General features: G+C 72.5%; 14 protein-coding genes. 10 read left to right on the top strand and 4 right to left on the bottom strand.

What is annotated here, in order from left to right; genetic code table 11:
- The first annotated feature begins 44 nt into the window (after positions 1–44).
- Genes CVS47_RS09980 through CVS47_RS09960 form a run of 5 tightly spaced genes read left to right on the top strand, consistent with a single transcriptional unit; the run spans position 45 to position 4,828 of the window.
- Entirely contained in the window at positions 45–935 is an 891-nt protein-coding gene (locus tag CVS47_RS09980; RefSeq protein WP_127097304.1) for an ABC transporter permease, read from the top strand.
- On the top strand, positions 932–2,563 hold the full coding sequence (locus CVS47_RS09975; protein WP_127095940.1) for a dipeptide ABC transporter ATP-binding protein: 1,632 nt from the start codon (positions 932–934) through the stop codon (positions 2,561–2,563). The genes CVS47_RS09980 and CVS47_RS09975 overlap by 4 nt, the downstream gene beginning before the upstream one ends.
- Positions 2,560–3,597: a putative FMN-dependent luciferase-like monooxygenase gene (locus CVS47_RS09970; RefSeq protein ID WP_127095939.1), complete on the top strand. Its 1,038-nt coding sequence runs from the start codon at positions 2,560–2,562 to the stop codon at positions 3,595–3,597. The genes CVS47_RS09975 and CVS47_RS09970 overlap by 4 nt, the downstream gene beginning before the upstream one ends.
- On the top strand, positions 3,594–4,205 hold the full coding sequence (locus tag CVS47_RS09965; RefSeq protein WP_127095938.1) for a CMD domain protein: 612 nt from the start codon (positions 3,594–3,596) through the stop codon (positions 4,203–4,205). The genes CVS47_RS09970 and CVS47_RS09965 overlap by 4 nt, the downstream gene beginning before the upstream one ends.
- Entirely contained in the window at positions 4,202–4,828 is a 627-nt protein-coding gene (locus CVS47_RS09960; protein ID WP_127095937.1) for an alkylhydroperoxidase domain protein, read from the top strand. Before CVS47_RS09965 ends, CVS47_RS09960 begins: the two co-directional genes overlap by 4 nt.
- A gap of 66 nt (positions 4,829–4,894) precedes the next feature.
- On the opposite strand, the gene CVS47_RS09955 is transcribed toward CVS47_RS09960, so the two are convergent.
- Both CVS47_RS09955 and hrpA read right to left on the bottom strand, forming a co-directional pair.
- Positions 4,895–5,833 carry a quinone oxidoreductase family protein gene (locus CVS47_RS09955; protein WP_127095936.1) on the bottom strand — a complete coding sequence of 313 codons (939 nt, stop codon included), beginning with the start codon at positions 5,831–5,833 and terminating at the stop codon, positions 4,895–4,897.
- Between the two features lie 52 nt (positions 5,834–5,885).
- A complete protein-coding gene (gene hrpA / locus CVS47_RS09950; protein ID WP_127095935.1) occupies positions 5,886–9,863 on the bottom strand; it encodes an ATP-dependent RNA helicase HrpA in 3,978 nt (1,325 codons plus the stop codon).
- A 169-nt stretch (positions 9,864–10,032) separates the two neighbouring features.
- Here hrpA and CVS47_RS09945 point away from each other — a divergent pair, with 169 nt between their 5' ends.
- Entirely contained in the window at positions 10,033–10,869 is an 837-nt protein-coding gene (locus tag CVS47_RS09945) for an aldo/keto reductase (protein WP_127095934.1), read from the top strand.
- 11 nt (positions 10,870–10,880) lie between these two features.
- Positions 10,881–12,737, top strand: coding sequence for a thioredoxin domain-containing protein (locus tag CVS47_RS09940; protein ID WP_127095933.1), 1,857 nt, complete (start codon positions 10,881–10,883; stop codon positions 12,735–12,737).
- On the opposite strand, the gene CVS47_RS09935 is transcribed toward CVS47_RS09940, so the two are convergent.
- The gene (locus CVS47_RS09935) at positions 12,734–14,458 is read right to left on the bottom strand and encodes a dolichyl-phosphate-mannose--protein mannosyltransferase (protein ID WP_127095932.1); all 1,725 of its coding nucleotides are present in this window, start codon (positions 14,456–14,458) and stop codon (positions 12,734–12,736) included. The genes CVS47_RS09940 and CVS47_RS09935 overlap by 4 nt on opposite strands.
- A gap of 55 nt (positions 14,459–14,513) precedes the next feature.
- On the opposite strand from CVS47_RS09935, the gene rsmI reads away from it, so the two are divergent.
- From rsmI to CVS47_RS09920, 3 genes are all read left to right on the top strand, one after another.
- The gene (gene rsmI / locus CVS47_RS09930; protein WP_127095931.1) at positions 14,514–15,332 is read left to right on the top strand and encodes a 16S rRNA (cytidine(1402)-2'-O)-methyltransferase; all 819 of its coding nucleotides are present in this window, start codon (positions 14,514–14,516) and stop codon (positions 15,330–15,332) included.
- Between the two features lie 64 nt (positions 15,333–15,396).
- Positions 15,397–16,974: a methionine--tRNA ligase gene (gene metG / locus CVS47_RS09925; RefSeq protein WP_127095930.1), complete on the top strand. Its 1,578-nt coding sequence runs from the start codon at positions 15,397–15,399 to the stop codon at positions 16,972–16,974.
- Complete coding sequence (locus tag CVS47_RS09920) at positions 16,971–17,849, top strand: TatD family hydrolase (protein WP_127095929.1); 879 nt, start codon at positions 16,971–16,973, stop codon at positions 17,847–17,849. Before metG ends, CVS47_RS09920 begins: the two co-directional genes overlap by 4 nt.
- Before the next feature lie 109 nt (positions 17,850–17,958).
- Here the strand turns inward: CVS47_RS09920 and CVS47_RS09915 are convergent, their stop codons facing one another.
- Complete coding sequence (locus CVS47_RS09915; RefSeq protein WP_127095928.1) at positions 17,959–19,362, bottom strand: HNH endonuclease signature motif containing protein; 1,404 nt, start codon at positions 19,360–19,362, stop codon at positions 17,959–17,961.
- Positions 19,363–19,420: the final 58 nt, after the last annotated feature.

The raw sequence follows: 19,420 nt of genomic DNA, 5'->3' as shown, positions 1-19,420 counted from the left end.
TCCTGCCGTCCACCGGTGTGGACGCGGCCCGCCGCGACGAGGAGATCGGGACGGTCCTCGACCCGATCGTCCGGCGAGCCGGTGGCTCGGGAGACCGCCCACCGCGCCGTGCGTCCGCCGCCTGGGCGTGGGCCGCGCGCCGCGGCGCCTCGTGGACTCTGGTCCTCGCCATCGCCGTGATCGCCGTCGGGGTCCTGTGGGCGGTCGTCCCCGGTATCTTCACCTCCTACGATCCGATCGACGGCGTACCGGCCGACAAGCTCCTGCCCCCGAGCGCCGTGCACTGGTTCGGCACCGACGCGATCGGGCGCGACGTGTACGCGCGGGTCGTCTTCGGCGCGATCCACTCGCTGTCGGGGGCGCTGATCGCGGTCACGGTCGGGCTCACGCTGGGTACCGCGCTGGGCGTGGTCGCGGGCACCGTCGGCGGCATCCTGGACGACATCCTCATGCGCACCGTCGATGTGCTGCTGTCGATCCCCGGCCTGCTGCTGTCGCTGTCGATCATCATCCTGCTCGGGTTCGGCACGGTGAACGCGGCGATCGCGGTGGGCATCGGCTCCGTCGCCTCCTTCGCCCGCCTGTCGCGGTCCGAGGTGGTGCGCGTGCGCCGCACCGACTACGTCGAGGCGGCCTTCGGCAGCGGCGGCACCTTCCTCTCGGTGCTGCTGCGTCACGTCCTTCCCAACTCCCTCACGGCGGTCGTGGGCCTCGCCGCGCTGCAGTTCGGCGCTGCGATCCTCGCCATCTCCACGCTCGGCTTCCTCGGCTACGGTGCTCCGCCGCCGACCCCCGAGTGGGGCCTGCTCATCGCCGAGGGGCGCAACTACGTCTCGACGGCGTGGTGGCTGACCACCCTGCCCGGCCTCGTGGTGGTCGTCCTGGTGCTGTGCGCCAACCGCATCAGCCAGTCGCTCGGAAGGAGCACGCGATGACCGTTCTGGAGGTCGACGGACTGCGGGTGTCGTACGCCGCCCCGCGTCACGGTCGTCGTGAGGTCGTGCACGACGTGTCGTTCGGCGTCGGCGACGGCGAGGTGCTCGCCGTCGTCGGCGAGTCCGGCTCGGGCAAGTCCACGACCGCGCACGCGCTGGTCGGGCTCCTCCCCGAGGGGGGACGCGTGGATGCCGGAGCCGTCCGCCTCGAAGGTCTCGACATCGCCGGCTGGGGCCCGCGCCGGCTGCGTTCGGTGCGCGGCGCGCACGTGGGGCTCGTGCCGCAGGACCCGGGCGCGTCGCTCGACCCCGTCCGTCCGATCGGCGTGCAGGTGGCCGAGATCCTCCGCGTGCACGGGGCGCGCGATCGCCGAACCAACACCGCACGCGTGCTCGAGCTCCTCGAGCGCGTCGGCCTCGACGACCCGGCACTGCGGGCGCGGCAGTACCCGCACGAGCTGTCCGGCGGCATGCGCCAGCGGGTGCTCATCGCGATCGCGGTGGCGCTGCGGCCGCGGCTGATCATCGCGGACGAGCCGACGAGCGCCCTGGATGCCACGGTGCAGCGTCGCATCCTGGATCTCCTCGACGACCTCCGTCGGGAGGAGGGTACGTCGGTGCTCCTGGTGACGCATGACCTCGGCGTCGCCGCCGATCGCGCGCAGCGGATCGTCGTGCTGAAGGACGGGTCGATCGTCGAGCAGGGTGAGACCGCGGCGCTGCTGGCGGACCCGCGTGACCCGTACACGCGTCAGCTCCTGGCCGACGCGCCCGCGCTGGCGTCGACACTGGTGCGGCCGAAGGCGCCGCTCTACCTGCGGGATGCCGCGGCCGCCTCCGCCGAGAACCCGTTCGCCGTCGTCGCGCGCGGCCTCGTGAAGGAGTTCGCGACGCGCGGCCGTGAGCCCTTCCGCGCGGTCGACGATGTCTCGTTCCGGGTGCGACGGGGGACGACGCACGCCCTCGTGGGCGAGTCGGGGTCGGGCAAGACGACGACGGCCCGGCTGATCACCCGCTTCCTCCACCCCGACGCCGGGTCGATCGAACTCGACGGCGTCGACGTCGCGGGGCTGAAGGGCGACGCCCTCCGACGGCTGCGCCGCAGCATCCAGCTCGTCTATCAGAACCCGTTCTCGTCGCTGGACCCGCGGCAGAGCATCGCCCGCATCGTGGGGGAGCCGCTGCAGAACTTCCGCGACGGCAGCACTCGCGAGCGACGCGCCCGCGTCGCCGAACTCATCGACCGCGTCGCGCTGCCCGGCGACGTCCTCACGCGCACGCCGCGGGAGCTTTCGGGCGGCCAGCGCCAGCGCGTGGCCATCGCCCGGGCCCTGGCCATCCGTCCCGACGTCGTCGTGCTCGACGAGGCGGTCTCGGCGCTCGACGTGACGGTGCAGGCGCGCATCCTCGAGCTGCTGGAGAGTCTGCAGTCGGAGCTCGGCCTCACCTACCTGTTCATCTCGCACGACCTCGCCGTGGTGCGTCGCATCAGCCACACCGTCTCGGTCATGCAGCGCGGGCGGATCATGGAGGAGGGGGCGACGGAGGACATCTTCCGGAGCCCCGCCCACCCCTACACGCGCGAGCTGCTGGCAGCCGTGCCCGGACGATCGGAGGTCGCCGCATGAGCGCACCCACCCTGGCCTTCTTCAGTCGACTGCTCGACGACGTCCCCGCAGACGAGCGGTACCGGCTGGGCACCGATCAGATCCGTCACGCGGAGCGCTTCGGCATCCAGCGCGCCTGGGTCGCGCAGCACCACTTCACCGAGGGTGAGGGCGGATTGCCGTCGCCGTTCGTGTTCCTCACGCACGCCGCCGCCCACACGAGCGAGATCCGTCTCGCCACGGGCGTCGTGACACTTCCCCTCGAGGAGCCCGTCCGGGTGGCGGAGGACGCCACGGTCGCCGACCTGCTGTCGGGCGGCCGGATCGACCTCGGGCTGGGCTCCGGCGGCACGCCGTCGTCGTTCGTGCCGTTCGGACTCGACGCCTCGGACAAGGCCGCCGTCCACGCCGAGAAGCTGCGCGTGCTGCGGGCGGCGCTGCGGGGTGAGGACGTCGGCGCCGGCAACCGGATCTACCCCTCGGCGGGCACGCTGGACCAGCGCATCTGGCAGGCGACCTTCTCGGCACCGGGCGGCGCGCGGGCCGGTGTCGCGGGCGACGGGCTGCTGCTCTCGCGCACCCAGCCGCGTCCCGCCGACCGGCTCGGGGCGCCGCTCGCCGACCTGCAGCAGCCGATCGTCGACGCCTACCTCGAGGCCCTGCCCGCGGGCGTCGCGCCGCGGATCACCGCGTCCCGCACCGTCTTCGTCGCCGACGACCGCGCCGACGCCCTCCGCTTCGCCGAGATCGGCCTCCGCCGCGCCGCCGCGAACTTCCGCCGGCAGGGGCAGACGATCCCGGGGGAGACGCTCGACGAGCTGATCGACTCGCTCGACACGCACCTCGGCACGCCCGAGGAGGTCGCCGCCTCGCTCGCAGCCGACGCCACCCTCGAGCGCGCCACCGCGGTCGCCTTCCAGGTGCACTCCGTCGACGCCCCGCATGACTTCATCCTGCGTTCCATCGAGCTCTTCGCGACCGAGGTCGCCCCCTCGCTCGGCTGGACGACACGGGATGCCGCCTCCCTCACCACCTCTGGAAAGGATCACGCATGACCCCTCCCACCGACGTCCTCGACGAACTCGCCGGCGTCCGCGCCGACGGGACGATCGACGTCTTGCGCCGGCGCCGCCCCGTCACGCGCGAGCAGCTGCAGGCCAGCCACGACGCTCTGTTCGAGCCGGTCGACGACACGCACCTCGCGGTCGCCGAGCGCGCGCTCGTCGCCGCCTTCGCCACGCGGCTGACCGCCGACGACGCGACGGCAGCGTGGCACGCCCGGCATGCGGTCGAGGTCGCCGGCGCCGAGCGCGCGGCGATCGTGCTCGCCGAGGCGGCGGGAGCCGCGGCATCCGGTCCGTACGGCGCGTATCGCGAGGAAGGACTGCGCGAGGAGAGCACCGATGGTCCCCGCTACCGGCCCTCGGCCGAGGTGGCGGAGCAGCTGGGGGAGCGGCTCGCCGCCGCCCTGGTGCACGCCCACCTGCTGACCTTCCGCCCGCGCGAGGCCGACGACACCGCGCTCGCCGAGCTGCGGAGTGCCGGATGGAGCGTCGACGGCATCGTCACCCTCTCGCAGCTCATCGCCTTCCTCGCCTTCCAGCAGCGGGTCGCCCACGGGCTCCGCGTGCTCGCCGACACCGACCGACAGGACGCCGCATGACCGACACGACCGCTCTGGACACGACGGAGCTCCTCACGCACGACGCACCGCACCCGCACGCCTTCACGCGCGCGGAGGTCGGCTGGCTGCCGTGGCTCCACCCGCTCGCCGTGGACGAGCTGACCGATCGCCACTACGACGGACTCGTCGACCGCAACCGCGACACGAGCGACTACTTCCGGCTGCTCGCGCGCGACCCCGAGGTGCTGCGCGCGCGCACCCTCGTCGACAAGGACATCTTCTACAACGTCGCCGGCGGCCTGCCGCGGGCCGATCGCGAGCTGGCGGCGGCTGCGGCCTCCCGCGTCAACGGCTGCGTCTTCTGCGCCTCGGTGCACGCGCGGTTCGCCGCGCACTACTCGAAGCAGCCCGACGTCGTCGACCTGCTGCTCGCGGAGGGCGTCCAGGCCGACCTCGGGGAGCGCTGGAACGCGATCACGGATGCTGCGGCTGCCCTCACCGTCACCCCCCTGTCGTTCGGACCCGAGCACGTCGCACGCCTGCGCGCGGCGGGTCTCGACGACGTCGAGATCGCAGACGTCATCCACGGCGCGGCGTTCTTCAACTGGGCGAACCGGCTCATGCTGTCGCTCGGACGCCCCGTCGCACCCGCCCAGGGGTAGGGTGCTCCGACTCGCCGCGCTCGCGCACCCGGCGGCGCTGAGCTCGTTCCCGGGCGGGGGCAGACCTCAGGGGAGGAGGACGATCTTCCCGCGCACGCCGTCCAGCGCCCGGTGCGCGTCGGCGGCGTCGGCGAGCGGGAACTCCGGCCCCCGCTCGACGTCGAACGCGCCGGCGGCCAGCAGCGCCAGCACGACCGGCATCGCCTCCGCGCGCCAGGCCAGCTGACGCGGGGTCAGCGGCGTCGGGCCGCCGCCGCTGAACGCGCGGATGCCGTAGCCGGCCGCGTCCTTGCCGCGCACGAGCGTGGCGATACGGGATCGGTCGGCGACGAGCTCGATCGACGTCTCGATCGCCTCGTCGGTGCCGGCCGCGTCGATCGCCACCGTGACGCCCTGCGGCGCCGCGGCGCGAACGCGATCGGCGAGGCCGTCGCCGTAGACGACGGGTTCGGCGCCGAGCGCCCGCACCCGGTCGAAGCGCGACTCGGACGACGTCGCGATGACCGTCGCGCCCCACAGGCGCGCGAACTGGATCACGGCCTGGCCGACCGCGCCCGAGCCGCCGTGCACGAGGAGGGTGTCGCCGGCGCCCACGTCGAGCGAGCGCAGCGCCTGATAGGCCGTGCCGACCGGGATGCCCAGCGCCGCGCCGACGGGCGCCGGCACGGCGGGCGGCCGGGGCCAGACCGCGTCCGCGGACACGGCGATGCGCGACGCGTAGGTGCCGTTGCCGCCCGAGACGATCACGGCGTCTCCCACGCGGAACCCCTCGACTCCTTCGCCCACCGCGCTGACGGTGCCCGCGGCATCCGAGCCGATCCGACGCGGCTCGACGATCGGGTCCGAGGGTCGCTGACCCGAGCGCAGCTTGGCGTCGATCGGGTTCACGCCGACCGCCTGCACGTCGACGACCACCTGCCCTTCGCCCGCGACGGGCTCGGGCACCTCGATCGGCTCGAGCACCTCGGGGCCGCCGAGTCGTGTGTACGCGATGGCTGTGGTCATGTCGCACCTGCCTCTCCGAGCGACACCCTATCCCCGTGACGGATGCCGCGGCTCACCCGCCCGCGAGGGTCTTGGTGAGGCGCTGCAGCGAGACGGGCTCGGCGGTGCCGAGCCGCTGTGCGAACAGGCTGATCCGGTGCTCCTCCAGCAGCCAGCGCGCGCGGGCGAGGGCCGGCGCCGCGTCGGCAGCGAGGGGGATCGTGCCGCCGGCATCGGCGTAGAGGGCGGCCGCCCGCTCGAACTCCGTCATGCGCTGGCGGTCGCGTCCGGGATTGTCGGTGAGCCCGGTCACCCGGTCGACCATGCCCTGCAGGTATCGCGGCAGGTGCGCGAGGCGGGCGATGCCGGTGCGCGAGACGAAGGACGGGAAGATGAGGCCGGCCAGCTGCCCGCGGACGTCGTTGAGCGCCCCCAGCAGGGTCAGCGAGTTCTGGCCGCGCACAGCGCGGTCCACCTCGCGCGAGAGGGTCAGGATGCGCGCGGTCAGCGACACCGTCCGGAACAGCTCGTCGACGACCACCGACGAGAGCTCGTCGCGCACGCGCGTGAAGTCGGCCTTGGTGCGCACGATTCCATCCGGGGCGACGCGATCGAGGACGGCATCGGCGACGGCCAGCCGGGCGTCCTCGATCAGCGCCTTGGCGGACGGGTACGGCGACGCGGCGAGCACCAGCTTCTCGGCGGAGGTGAGATGCTCCAGGACGTACGGCGCGGGGGAGGCGACGTTCAGTAGCAGCAGCCGCCGTACGCCCGCCCGCGTCGTGCGCGCGGCCTCCTCCGGGGTCGTCTCGATGCGGACGGCGACCGTCGCCCCCTCGTCGTGGAGCGCCGGGTATCCGCGCACGACGCCGCCGGCCACGCGCGTGTCGACGACCTCGGGCAGGTAGTCGATCGTCCAGTCGGTGAGTCCGGAGCGTACGAGGGGCGCGCCGGCCGGGAGCGGCGGACCGGCGTGGGCGGCGGCCGGCCGCGTCACGGCGCCGGGTTCGCGGGACCGCTCCAGCGAGCGTTCGACCGTGGTGCGCGCGCGGCCGGCGAGCCGCTGCTGGAGCGCGACGAGGTCGCGGTCGGAGCCCACGGTGCGTCCGCGCTCGTCCACTGCGCGGAACGAGACCTGCAGGTGCCCGGGCACCCGCTCGACCTCGAAGTCGTCCTCCGACACGCGCTGGTTCGCGACGCGCTGCACGAGTCGGGCGAGCGCCTGACGGAGCGTGAGCTCCGGCATCCCGTCGTGGGATTCCGGGCCCTGCCCGGCGAGCTCGTCGGCGAAGGTGGCGGCCCAGTCCGCGGCGGGGACGACGTTGCGGCGGATGACCTTCGGCAGCGCGCGCAGCAGCGCGGTCACCAGCTCGTCGCGGAGACCGGGCACCTGCCAGTCGAAGCCGTCCGGGCGGAGCTGCGCGAGCAGCGCCAGCGGCACGACGACGGTCACGCCGTCGTCGGGCGCTCCGGGCTCGAAGCGGTAGGCCAGGGTGAGCACCTGATCGCCCTGCGTCCATCGAGCGGGGAAGTCGCGATCGTCGCGGCGGGCACCGCCCTCGAGCAGGTCGGCCTCCGTCAGGTCGAGCAGCCGTGGCGTGCGGGCTGCGGCATCCTTCCACCACGTCTCGAACGAGCGGGCGTCGAAGACGTCGTGGGGCACGCGCCCGTCGTAGAACGCGAAGACCGCCTCGTCGCCGACGAGGATGTCGCGGCGACGCTCGCGCTCCTCGATCTTCTCGAGGCGGCGGCGCTGCTCGACGTTGCGGCGGAGGAAGGCGGTGAGGCGCTTGTCGAGTGCGGAGACGTCCCACTCCTCCTCGACGAGGGCGTGCCGGACGAAGAGCTCGCGGGCGAGCGCCCGATCGAAGCGGGCGAGCTGCACCCGGCGTCGCGGCACGATCTCGACGCCGAAGAGCGTGACCTTCTCGGCGGCGACCGCAGCGCCGGCGTCCTTCGACCAGTGCGGGTCGCTGAGCTGACGCTTCACGAGGTCGCCGGCCAGCGGCTCCGCCCACGCGGGATCGATCGCGGCGACGGTGCGGGCGAAGAGGCGGGACGTCTCGACGAGTTCCGCCGCCATCACGGCGGACGGCCGCTTCTTCTTCAGGCCCGACCCCGGGAAGATCGCGAAGCGTGCGCCGCGGGCGCCGACGTATTCCCCGGGAGCGGGGCGTCCGCCGGCCGGAGCCTTCGCCTTCGTGCGCTCGTCGAGCACGCCGATCTGAGACAGCAGTCCCGACAGGATCGCGCGGTGCACGGTGTCGGGGTCGCCCGCCGTCACGCCGTCGCGATCTGATCCGCGACCGGCGCCGATGAGAGAGCGCAGCTGGCGGTGCACGTCCACCCATTCGCGGACCCGCACGTAGTTCAGGTGCTCCGACCGGCACAGCCGGCGGAACGCGCTGGACCCGAGTGCGGACTGCTGCTCCTGCAGGTGGTTCCAGAGATTCAGGAGCGTGAGGAAGTCGCTTGACGGGTCGACGAACCGCGCGTGCAGGCGGTCGGCTTCCTCTCGGCGCTCTTCAGGGCGCTCGCGGACGTCCTGGATCGACATGCCCGCCACGATCGCGAGGACCGTCGGCAGCACGCCGGTTGCGCGGGCCTCGAGCAGCATGCGCGCGAAGCGCGGGTCGATGGGCAGGCGGGAGATCTCGCGGCCGCGCTCGGTCAGGGTCGCGCTCCGCTCGCTCCGACCGCCAGCCTCGACGGCGCCCAGCTCGACGAGCAGCTCGAGGGCCGCCTTGACGCCGCGCGAGTCGGGCGGCGTCAGGAACGGGAACGCGGAGATGTCGCCGAAGCCGAGCGAGAGCATCTGCAGGATGACGGACGCCAGGCTCGTGCGGAGGATCTCGGGCTCGGTGTACTCCGGGCGCCGGGCGAAGTCGTCCTCGGCGTAGAGCCGGATCGCGATGCCGTCGGCCGTGCGGCCCGCGCGTCCGGAGCGCTGCTGCGCCGACGCCTGCGAGATGGCCTCGATGGGGAGCTGCTGGATCTTCGTGCGGCTGCTGTAGCGCGAGATGCGCGCCGTGCCGGTGTCGACGACGTAGCGGATGCCGGGGACGGTGAGGCTGGTCTCGGCGACGTTCGTGGCCAGGATGACCCGGCGTCGGACGCCGGGCACGGTGGAGCGCTCGAACACCCGGTGCTGCTCGGCCGAGCTCAGGCGACCGTAGAGCGGGAGTACCTCCGTGGGCGCCGCGTCTCCGGCGTAGGCGCCGCGGACGGCCTCCGCCGCGTCGCGGATCTCGGCCTCGCCGGGGAGGAAGACCAGCACATCGCCCGGGGCTTCGCGATCCAGCTCGCGCAGCGCCGCGACGATGGCTCCGACGTCGTCCTCGTCGTCGTCGCGGGCCGTGGACGGTGACCGGCGCCGGCTCGGCTTCGCGCGGCCCTTCGCCGGCGCGTCCGTCTCGTCGTCGTCCTCTTCGGCGTCGGCGTCCTCGTGTCCGCGGTAGCGGATCTCCACCGGGTACGTGCGCCCCGACACCTCGACGATCGGCGCGGGCGTGCCCGCGGCATCCGCGAAATGCTTCGCGAAGCTCTCGGGGTCGATGGTCGCGCTCGTGACGATGACCTTGAGATCGGGGCGCCGGGGGAGGATACGGCGCAGGTACCCGAGCAGGAAGTCGACGTTCAGCGACCGCTCGTGGGCCTCGTCGACGATGATCGTGTCGTACTTGCGCAGCAGGCGGTCGCGGTGGATCTCGTTGAGCAGGATGCCGTCGGTCATCAGTGCGACGCGGGTGTCGTCCTGCACCTTGTCGGTGAAGCGCACCTTGTAGCCGACGGTGGTGCCGAGCGGCACGTGCATCTCCTCGGCGATGCGCTCGGCGATCGTGCGGGCCGCGATGCGGCGCGGCTGTGTGTGCGCGATGCGCGTGCGGCCCAGTTCGAGGCAGATCTTCGGCAGCTGCGTCGTCTTGCCCGACCCCGTGGCGCCCGCGACGATCACGACCTGCGACTCGCGGATGGCGCGCGCGATCTCCTCGCGCGCGCCGCTGACGGGCAGCTCCGGCGGGAAGAAGAGGACGGGTTCCGGGACGGACATAGCCCTCCAGTCTAAAGTCGCGGGCCGCGCCCTCCGGCGCGGTCCTCGACGCCCGTCCTCGCCGTGCATCGGGACACCCGCTAGCACGAGGACACCGCGGTCGGCAATCGGCGGCACGGATTGCGACCGATCCGGATGACGCGAGGTGAGGCCGACCTAGGCTTGGGGGATGACGATTCCCTCCGTGCAGCTCAACGACGGCACATCCATCCCCCAGCTCGGCTTCGGCGTGTTCAAGGTTCCCGCCGATGACGCCGAGCGCCTCGTGAGCGAGGCCTTCGAGGCCGGCTACCGCCACATCGACACCGCCGCGATCTACGGCAACGAAGAGGGTGTCGGTGCGGCGATCGCGGCCAGCGGCCTGGCGCGCGACGAGCTCTACATCACCACGAAGCTATGGAACGACCGTCAGGCCGGCGACGACCCCCGCGCCGCGCTCGGTGAGAGCCTCGACAAGCTCGGGCTCGACCGCGTCGACCTGTACCTGGTGCACTGGCCGGCACCCCGGAACGACCAGTACGTGAACGCCTGGACGAAGCTCATCGAGCTCCGTGACGCGGGCCTCACGACCAGCATCGGCGTCTCCAACCACCGCGTCGAGCACCTCGAGCGCATCATCGAGGCGACCGGCGTCACCCCCGCGGTCGACCAGATCGAGCTGCACCCCGCCTACCAGCAGCGCGACGTCACCGACTGGGCGGCCGCGCACGGCGTGGCCATCGAGTCGTGGGGTCCCCTCGGCCAGGGCAAGTACGACCTGTTCGGTGCCGAGCCGGTGGCAGCGGCATCCGCTGCGCACGATGTCACGCCCGCGCAGGTCGTGCTCCGCTGGCACCTGCAGCGCGGCTTCATCGTGTTCCCGAAGTCGTCGAGCCGCGAGCGGATCCGCGAGAACGCCGACCTGTTCGGCTTCGAGCTGACCGGCGACGAGGTCGCCGCGATCGACGCCCTCGACCCGCAGGACGGTTCGGGTCGCGTCGGCAGCCACCCCGACGACGTCAACTGATCGGACGCGACGTGGCTTCCCGCCTCGCCGACGCGACGAGCCCCTACCTCCGGGCCCACGCCGACAACCCTGTCGCCTGGTTCCCGTGGGGCGAGGAGGCCTTCGCCGAGGCGAGGCGGCGCGACGTCCCGGTGATGGTGTCGATCGGCTACTCGACCTGTCACTGGTGTCACGTGATGGCGCGGGAGTCCTTCTCGGACGCCGCCGTCGCAGCCGTCCTCAACGACGGATTCGTGTCGGTCAAGGTCGACCGCGAGGAGCACCCGGAGGTCGACGCGGCGTACATGGCCGCCGCCGGTGCGTTCACGCGGAACCTCGGCTGGCCGCTGACCGTCTTCGCGACCCCCGACGGGCAGCCGTTCTTCGCGGGCACGTACTGGCCTCCGGAGGCGCGTCCGCCGATGGCGGGCTTCCCGCAGGTGCTGGGCGCCGTGCGCGAGGCATGGACGCAGCGCCGCAGCGAGGTGCTCGACACCGGCACGCAGCTCGCCGCCGCCCTCGCGCGCCTCGCGGAGGCCGAGGCGGCCGACGAGTCGCGTACGCCCACGCGTGAGCAGCTCTCGGACGCCGCCGGGCGGCTCATCGCCCTCGAAGACCGCGAGCACGGCGGTTTCGCGGCCGCCGGCGCCGGCATGCAGACGCCGAAGTTCCCGACGGTGCCCGCGCTGCGGTTCCTCCAGGCGCCGCGGCTCGACCGCACCGCCGCAGACGTCGCCACGCGCGCCCTGACGGCGATGGCGTCATCCGAGCTGCGCGACGCTGTCGACGGCGGCTTCTTCCGGTACGCCACCCGGCGCGACTGGACCGTGCCGCACTACGAGCGCATGCTCACCGACAATGCCGGGCTCATCGACGTCGCCCTCGACGCGGGCGACGACCGTGTCGCCCGCGGCATAGCCTCCTTCGTCCGCGAGGTGCTGCAGCTTCCCTCGGGCGGCTTCGCCGCCGCACAGGACTCCGAGTCGACGATCGACGGCGCCCGCTCCGAGGGCGGCTACTACCTGCGCGATGCCGCGGGGCGCCGCGACCTGGCTCCGCCCGCCGTCGACGGCAAGGTGGTCACCGGGTGGAACGGCATGGCGATCGGCGCCCTGGCGCGCGCCGCCCTCGCCCTCGACGAGCCGGACCTCCTCGAAGCGGCCCGGTGGGCGGCCGACGCCGTGCTCGAGGTCAACGTCGACGACGACGGGATGCTGCGCCGCGCGTCGCTCGACGAGATCCCCTCCCGGGCACCGGCCGCCCTGGAGGACTGGGGCCTGCTGGCCGGTGGGCTGTTCGACCTGGCCGCGGCGACCGGAGAGGTCGCCTACGCGGTGAGGGCGCGGGAGCTCCTCGACGCGTGCCTCACGGACGGTTCCGGCACGCTGATCGTCCGCGCCCCGGGCGGCGGCGACCCGGTGCTGGCGGCGCAGGGCCTCGCCGCCCCCGCCGACGAGTCCGACGGCGATCACCCGTCCGGACGCTCCGCGGTCGCCGCTGCGGCGTTCACGGCCTGGGCGCTGGGCGCCGGTGACCGCTACCGCCGCGTCGCGGCGGCGATGACGGCGACCGCCGCTCCGTCAGCGCTGGCGCAGCCGATCGGCGCCGGAGCGATGCTTCGCGTCGCCGCGCAGCTCGCCGAGGGTCCACGCCAGGTCGTCGTCATCGCGGCCCCGCCCACCGGCGCGCTGGTGGATGCCGCGCGCCGCGTCCGCGCCGACGTGCTCACCTTCGTCACCCCCGCGCAGGCGGAGGCGTTCGCCGCGGCGGGCTTCTCGCTGTTCGAGGGGAAGACCTCCCAGGGCGGTGCCCCGACCCTCTACGACTGCCGCGACTTCGCGTGCCGACTGCCCGTCACCGAGCCGGACCAGGTCAGCGCCGAGCGCTAGATCCAGGACGGGAGCCAATTGTGCGCCCGCCAGAAGTCGTAGGGCACGGGCATCGCGGTCAGCACCGGGTACCAGAAGATCGCCGTGGCGAGCACGAGGGCGAGGAAGACGAGCACGATCCGCTGACCGGTGCGCCGACGCTCGACCGAGGCCACCGAGGCCACCGAGGCCACCGAGGCCACCGAGGCCACCGAGGCCACCGAGGCCACCGAGGCGCCCGGAACGTCCGTTGCCACCGCGGCGCCAGGGACGTCCTCTCCGACCGTGGCAGCAGGAGCGGTCGCAGCCCGCGCCAGCCCCGCGACATCGCGCAGCGCGAACGTCACCGCCAGCACCATGAACGGCAGGATCGCGATCGTGTAGAACTCGAAGATCGTCCGCTCAGGGTAGAGGAGCCACGGCAGATACGTCGCGCCGGCCCCGACGAGCACGACGGCCAGGCGCGCGTCACGCGTGCGCACGAAGCGGTACGCGATCCACAGCACCGCAGCGACGCCGGCCCACCACAGCAGCGGATTCGGCATGCTGTAGATGTTCTGCACGCAGCCGTTCACCGCGCCGCAGCCCGCTTCGCCGAAGGCGTCCTGGTGGTAGTACATCGAGGTCGGGCGCACGAGCAGCGGCCACTGCCACGCGGGGCTGGCATAGCTGTGCGGTGAGGTCAGTCCGACGTGGAAGTCGTAGATCTGCCGGTGGTAGTCCCACAGGCTCTGCAGCGCGAGCGGCACCCAGCCGAGGAAGCCGGTCGCCGGGTGCGCGTCCGCGGCGTCGCGGGCCCAGCCGCCCGTCGTGGTCAGCCATCCCGTCCACGACGCGAGGTAGACGACGGCGGCGGCGGGGACGAGCAGCAGGAACGACACCGCACCCTGGCGGAATGCGGCATCCGTCGGCCACATCGCGACGCCGGCGCGTCGACGAAGGAGCGCATCGGAGACGACGACGTAGAGGCCGACCGCGGCGATGACGTAGAGCCCCGACCACTTCACGGCCGATGCGGCCCCCAAGGCGGCACCGGCGGCCAGCAGCCACGGCCGGTTCCAGCGCACCGGTCCCCAGGGCGCTCCACCCGCGGCCGGCGTGCGGAACCGCGCGGCGTGCGTCTTCCGGTCGAGGATCACGAACCAGATCCCCAGCAGCACGAAGAACGCGAGGAACACGTCGAGCAGGGCCACGCGGCTCATCACGATCGCGAGGCCGTCGATCGCCATCAGACCGCCCGCGACCGAGGCGAACACCGTCGAAGAGGTCAGCGTCTTGGCGACCAGGTAGACCAGCAGCACGAGAGCCGTGCCGAACACCGCGGTGGCGAGTCGCCAGCCCGCCGACGAGTCGGCACCGGTGAGGAACATCCCCAGCCCGATGAGCATGCGGCCCAGCGGCGGGTGCACGACGAAGCTGCCCATCGTGGTGAAGACGTTCGTGTCGCCGGCCACGAAGCTCTCATCGGCGCCGTCGGGCCACGTCGCGGGATACCCGAGATTCCACTGACTCCAGGAGTCCTTGACGTAGTAGGTCTCGTCGAAGACGAGCGCGTGCGGCTGGCCGAGGTTCGCGAAGCGCAGGATGCCGGCGATCAGCGTGATCAGCACCGGTGCGAGCCAATCGACCAGGCGGCGGCGACCCGCGTCGGCGTACAGGCGGCCGACGAGACGCTCGTACAGCGGCGGGCGGGCGGCCTCGGTCGGGGGCCCGCCGAGCAGCGGCTCCTCGGTCGACGTCACGACCACAAGGATACGGTCGTGGCCGGTGGGAGCCGTCCGCTGTCAGACTGGGACGATGCTGATCCTCGCCGCCACCCCGATCGGCAACCTGTCCGATGCGACCGCGCGGCTCGTCGAGACCCTCGAGCAGGTGGCCGTCGTCGCCGCCGAAGACACGCGCACGACGCAGCGCCTGCTCGCGGGCCTCGGTGTGAAGAACCGGCCGCGCCTCATCGCGCTCCACGACCACAACGAGAAGGACAAGGCCGCCGAACTGGCCGCGCTCGCCGCCGAACAGGACCTCCTCCTGGTCAGCGACGCGGGCATGCCCACCGTCAGCGATCCGGGATACGCCCTCGTGAGCGCCGCCGTCGCCGCGGGGGTTCGGGTGACCGCCCTCCCCGGACCGAGTGCCGTCATCACCGCGCTCGCCGTGTCCGGCCTGCCCACCGACCGTTTCGCGTTCGAGGGGTTCCCGGCTCGCAAGCCGGGGGAGCGGGCCGCCGCCTTCCGCGCGCTGGCGAACGAGCCGCGCACCCTCGTGTTCTTCGAGGGGCCGTCGCGGGTCGGCCAGACGTTGACCGATCTCGCCGCGGCCTTCGGGCCCGACCGGCGGGCGGCCGTCTGCCGCGAGCTGACGAAGCTCTTCGAGGAGGTCGTGCGCGGCCCGCTGTCGGAGCTGGCCGCGTGGGCGGAGGGCGGCGTGCGCGGCGAGGTCGTCCTCGTCGTCGAGGGTGCGCCGCCGCGCAGCATCGCGTTCCCCGATGCCGTGACGCAGGTGCTCGAGCTGAAGCGCTCGGGCCTGCGTCTGAAGGATGCCGCAGCCGAGGTGTCCGCGCACACCGGGCACTCCTCTCGGGAGCTGTACCAGGCGGCCCTCGCCGTCCAGGGCTGAGCCGCGCACGCGGGGCGCTGTCACAGCGCGGGGCCGCGGCATCCCGCCGAACTAGAATCGGCTGGTGACTTCCGACGGCTCCTTCTACATCACGACGCCGATCTACTACCCCAGCGACGTGCCGCACATCGGCCACGGCTACACGACCGTGGCCGTGGACGCGCTGGCGCGCTGGCACCGCCAGGCCGGTGACGACACCTGGATGCTGACGGGCACCGACGAGCACGGTCAGAAGATGCTCCGCGCCGCCGCCGCCAACGGCGCGACGCCGCAGGAGTGGGTCGACCGGCTCGTCAGCGAATCGTGGTTCCCGCTGCTGGAGACGCTCGACGTCGCCAACGACGACTTCATCCGCACGACGCAGGAGCGCCACGAGGAGCGCGTGCAGAAGTTCGTGCAGGCGATCTACGACCGCGGCCACATCTACGCGGGCGAGTTCGAGGCGCTCTACTGCGTCGGCTGCGAGGAGTTCAAGACCGAATCCGAGATCGTCGACGGCACCGGTGCGTTCGAGGGCCTGAAGGTCTGCGCGATCCACTCGAAGCCGCTCGAGCTGCTGCAGGAGAAGAACTACTTCTTCACGCTCAGCGCGTTCCAGGATCAGCTGCTCGAGCTCTACCGCACGGTGCCCGACTTCGTGCGGCCCGAGTCGGCCCGCAACGAGGTCGTCTCGTTCGTGAAGAACGGACTGAAGGACCTGTCGATCTCGCGGTCGACGTTCGACTGGGGCATCAAGGTGCCCTGGGACGAGTCGCACGTCATCTACGTGTGGGTCGATGCGCTGCTGAACTACGCCACCGCCGTCGGCTACGGCAGCGACCCCGAGGAGTTCGCCCGCCGGTGGCCGGCGTACCACGTGGTCGGCAAGGACATCCTGCGCTTCCACGCCGTCATCTGGCCGGCGATGCTGATGGCCGCCGGCGTCGAGGTGCCGCGCGGCGTCTTCGCGCACGGCTGGCTGCTGGTCGGCGGCGAGAAGATGTCGAAGTCCAAGCTGACGGGGATCGCCCCGACCGAGATCACCGACGTCTTCGGGTCGGACGCGTACCGGTTCTACTTCCTGTCGGCGATCGCCTTCGGCCAGGACGGCTCGTTCTCCTGGGAGGACCTGTCGGCCCGCTACCAGGCCGAGCTCGCCAACGGCTTCGGAAACCTCGCCTCCCGCACCGTCGCGATGGTCGAGCGCTACTTCGAGGCCATCGTGCCGCCGCCGGCGGAGTACACGGAGAAGGACATCGAGATCCAGCGGATCGTCGCGAAGGCCGCCGACGACGCGGATGCCGCGATCGAGCGTTTCCGCATCGACGAGGCCATCGCGGCGATCTGGACGATCGTCGACGCGCTGAACCTGTACATCACCGAGAACGAGCCGTGGGCTCTGGCGAAGGACGATGCGCAGCGCGCGCGCCTGGGCACCGTGCTCTACACGGCGGCCGAGGGACTCCGCGCCCTCGCGGTGCTGCTGTCGCCGGTGACGCCGATCGCGACGCAGAAGCTGTGGGAGGCGCTCGGCGCCGGTGCGGAGCTCGGCGCGCTCGACGCGCAGCCGCTGCGCGAGGCGGGCCGGTGGGGGGCTCTGCGTCCGGGCACGTCGGTCAACGGCCTCGCCCCGCTCTTCCCCCGCGTCGAGCAGGCGCGGTGACCGACCCGTCGCAGTACGTCCGCACGCGCGAGAAGGGCTCGCGCGACGTGACCTACCCCGACGCGCCCGCGCCGCTCAGCGTGCCGGTCTACGACAACCACGCGCACCTCGAGATCGAGGACGGCGTCGGACTGTCGCTCGACGAGCAGCTCGACCGTGCCGCAGAGGTCGGCGTCATCGGGGTCGTGCAGGCCGGCGGCGACATCGACTCCAGCCGCTGGTCGGCGTGGGCCGCGGCATCCCATCCGCGCGTGCTCGCCGCGGTCGCCATCCATCCGAACGAGGCGCCGGAGTACGCGGCGGCCGGTCGGCTCGACGAGGCGATCCGCGTGATCGACGAGCTGGCCGCACAGCCGCGCGTGCGGGCCGTCGGTGAGACGGGGCTGGACTTCTTCCGCACCGCCGAGGACGGCCGGCCGGCCCAGTTCGAGAGCTTCGAGGCGCACATCGCCCTCGCGAAGAAGCACGGCATCGCCATGCAGATCCACGATCGCGACGCCCACGACGCCGTGCTCGAGACGCTGGTGCGCGTCGGAGCTCCGGAGCGCACGGTGTTCCACTGCTTCTCCGGCGACGCCGCCATGGCGCGCGTCGCGGCCGAGGCGGGCTACTACCTGTCGTTCGCGGGCAATGTGACGTTCAAAAACGCGCAGAACCTCCGCGACGCCCTCGCCGTCACGCCGCGGGAGCGCATCCTGGTGGAGACGGATGCCCCGTTCCTCACCCCCGTGCCCCATCGCGGTCGTCCCAACGCGCCCTACCTCGTGCCGGTGACGGTGCGGTTCCTGGCCGCGGAGCTCGACCTTCCGCTCGACGAGCTGTGCGCTCAGCTCGCCGCCAACACCCTCGAGGTCTACGGCGCGTTCGACGACTGACGCGGGTCCGGCTGTCGGTGTGACGCCGGATCCTGCTGCCGGCGGGACGCGGGTTCGCGATCGTATTCGTCGGACGCCGGTTCGGCTTCGGGTAGGACGCAGGTCTGCGTCACGTCCTCCGGACGGCGGCGGCACCGGCGAGGCGGGTCGGCGATGTCGTGACGGTGCGCCATCGCATCGATGGGTCGAACCACCCCGGCGCCCGCACCTGGGGCACACCGCAATTCATACGGATGCGCCAGCCGATCCGGTCGAGGAACCGGTGATGGAACCAGCACAGCAGCACACCGTTGTCGGTGTGCGTCGGTCCGTCGTTCGCGTGTTCGAGCACGTGGTGGATCTCGCACCATGCGGCGGGGACGCCGCATCCGGGGATCACGCAGCCTCCGTCACGGAGCGCGATCGCGCGGCGCTGGTGGCGGTTGAAGACGCGCTCCGCGGTGCTGATCGCGACGATGCGGCCGTCGCGGTTGGTGACACGCTGTATGGCGCCGTGGCAGGCGATGTGGTGGGCGGCGGCGATCGTGAGGGGCTGATCGCAGCCCTGGGCGTACGCGTAGCCCGTGCCGCCGGCGACATCGTCGGCGTCGACCGAGACCACGAGTGTCGGTGCGTGGCCGCCGAGCGTCGGCAGCAGTCCGCTGGAGGCGGCGACATCAAGGGCGCTGGCAAGGGCATCGTGCTGCTTCTGCGCGCGGCTGCGGTCGTCGAGGGGCGCAATCGGTGAGCCGTCGGCCTCGTGGGTGTCGACGAACGCCACCTTGGGTGAGATCTGGGCGTCGAAGATCGTCTGCAGTTGCGCCGCGACGTCGGGGAGCAGTATGCCGCGCACGGCCACCCCCGACGGCGTGGCCACCCCGATGGTGAAGGAGCGGCGCCGGATGGCGGCACGCTCGCTAGGCTCGGCCCCGTCCTGATCGAGGGCGAGCGCCCACGTCTGCGCGTGGATCTTCAGCAGCGATGCGCACGCCGGGGGAGCGCCGTCCGGACCCTCTCCCCGTGCCTCGGCGACGACGATCCCGGCGGCTTCACGGTGGGCGTCGGTCGGAACTCGTGGCGCCGTCGATTGCAGCGGCTCGCAGATCGCGAGGATGCCGTCGAGGCCGAGCACGCCGTCGGTCATCGCTTCGCGCAGGCAGGGGAGCGCGGCATCCAGCAGTTCGCCTGTCATGTCCGACACGGTGGGCCGTACGACCTGAGCGGCCCTCTGCAGGCGCGAGGCGGTCTGCGGGCTGACGCGCGTGAGGATCTGCACGAGTTCGGAGACGTCGCGGCAGCCGAGGTGCGTGGTCATGCGCTCATCGCGATCGGGCTGCTCGGAGCGGCGCACGACCTCGCCGACCGCGTCGATCAGGAGGGCGTCGACGAGCCGGCTCAGCGCGCCGATCGCCGTTACCTGACGGACGAGTTCACTCTCGTTCGATCGCTGGAACGCGCGCTCGTCCTCCGCTCCGCGCAGCACCTCACGAGCCTGCTGCTGCAGGCTGTGAAGCGGCGCGGTAAGGAGGTCCATACCCTCTATCCTGCCGAGGGCCTCCGACATCCATCGACTTTGAAAACGCTGATGAGAA

This window comes from Microbacterium lemovicicum, assembly GCF_003991875.1.
GTDB lineage: Bacteria > Actinomycetota > Actinomycetes > Actinomycetales > Microbacteriaceae > Microbacterium > Microbacterium lemovicicum.
Note: the sequence above shows the minus strand (reverse complement) of the source record. Positions and strands in the feature narration are given on the sequence as shown.

Bases quoted from the DNA above. Each gene is read 5' to 3' on its own strand.
- CVS47_RS09975 (WP_127095940.1), top strand. From the start codon at position 932: ATGACCGTTCTGGAGGTCGACGGACTGCGGGTGTCGTACGCCGCCCCG.
- CVS47_RS09970 (WP_127095939.1), top strand. From the start codon at position 2,560: ATGAGCGCACCCACCCTGGCCTTCTTCAGTCGACTGCTCGACGACGTC.
- CVS47_RS09965 (WP_127095938.1), top strand. From the start codon at position 3,594: ATGACCCCTCCCACCGACGTCCTCGACGAACTCGCCGGCGTCCGCGCC.
- CVS47_RS09960 (WP_127095937.1), top strand. From the start codon at position 4,202: ATGACCGACACGACCGCTCTGGACACGACGGAGCTCCTCACGCACGAC.
- CVS47_RS09955 (WP_127095936.1), bottom strand. From the start codon at position 5,833: ATGACCACAGCCATCGCGTACACACGACTCGGCGGCCCCGAGGTGCTC.
- hrpA (WP_127095935.1), bottom strand. From the start codon at position 9,863: ATGTCCGTCCCGGAACCCGTCCTCTTCTTCCCGCCGGAGCTGCCCGTC.
- CVS47_RS09945 (WP_127095934.1), top strand. From the start codon at position 10,033: ATGACGATTCCCTCCGTGCAGCTCAACGACGGCACATCCATCCCCCAG.
- rsmI (WP_127095931.1), top strand. From the start codon at position 14,514: ATGCTGATCCTCGCCGCCACCCCGATCGGCAACCTGTCCGATGCGACC.
- CVS47_RS09915 (WP_127095928.1), bottom strand. From the start codon at position 19,362: ATGGACCTCCTTACCGCGCCGCTTCACAGCCTGCAGCAGCAGGCTCGT.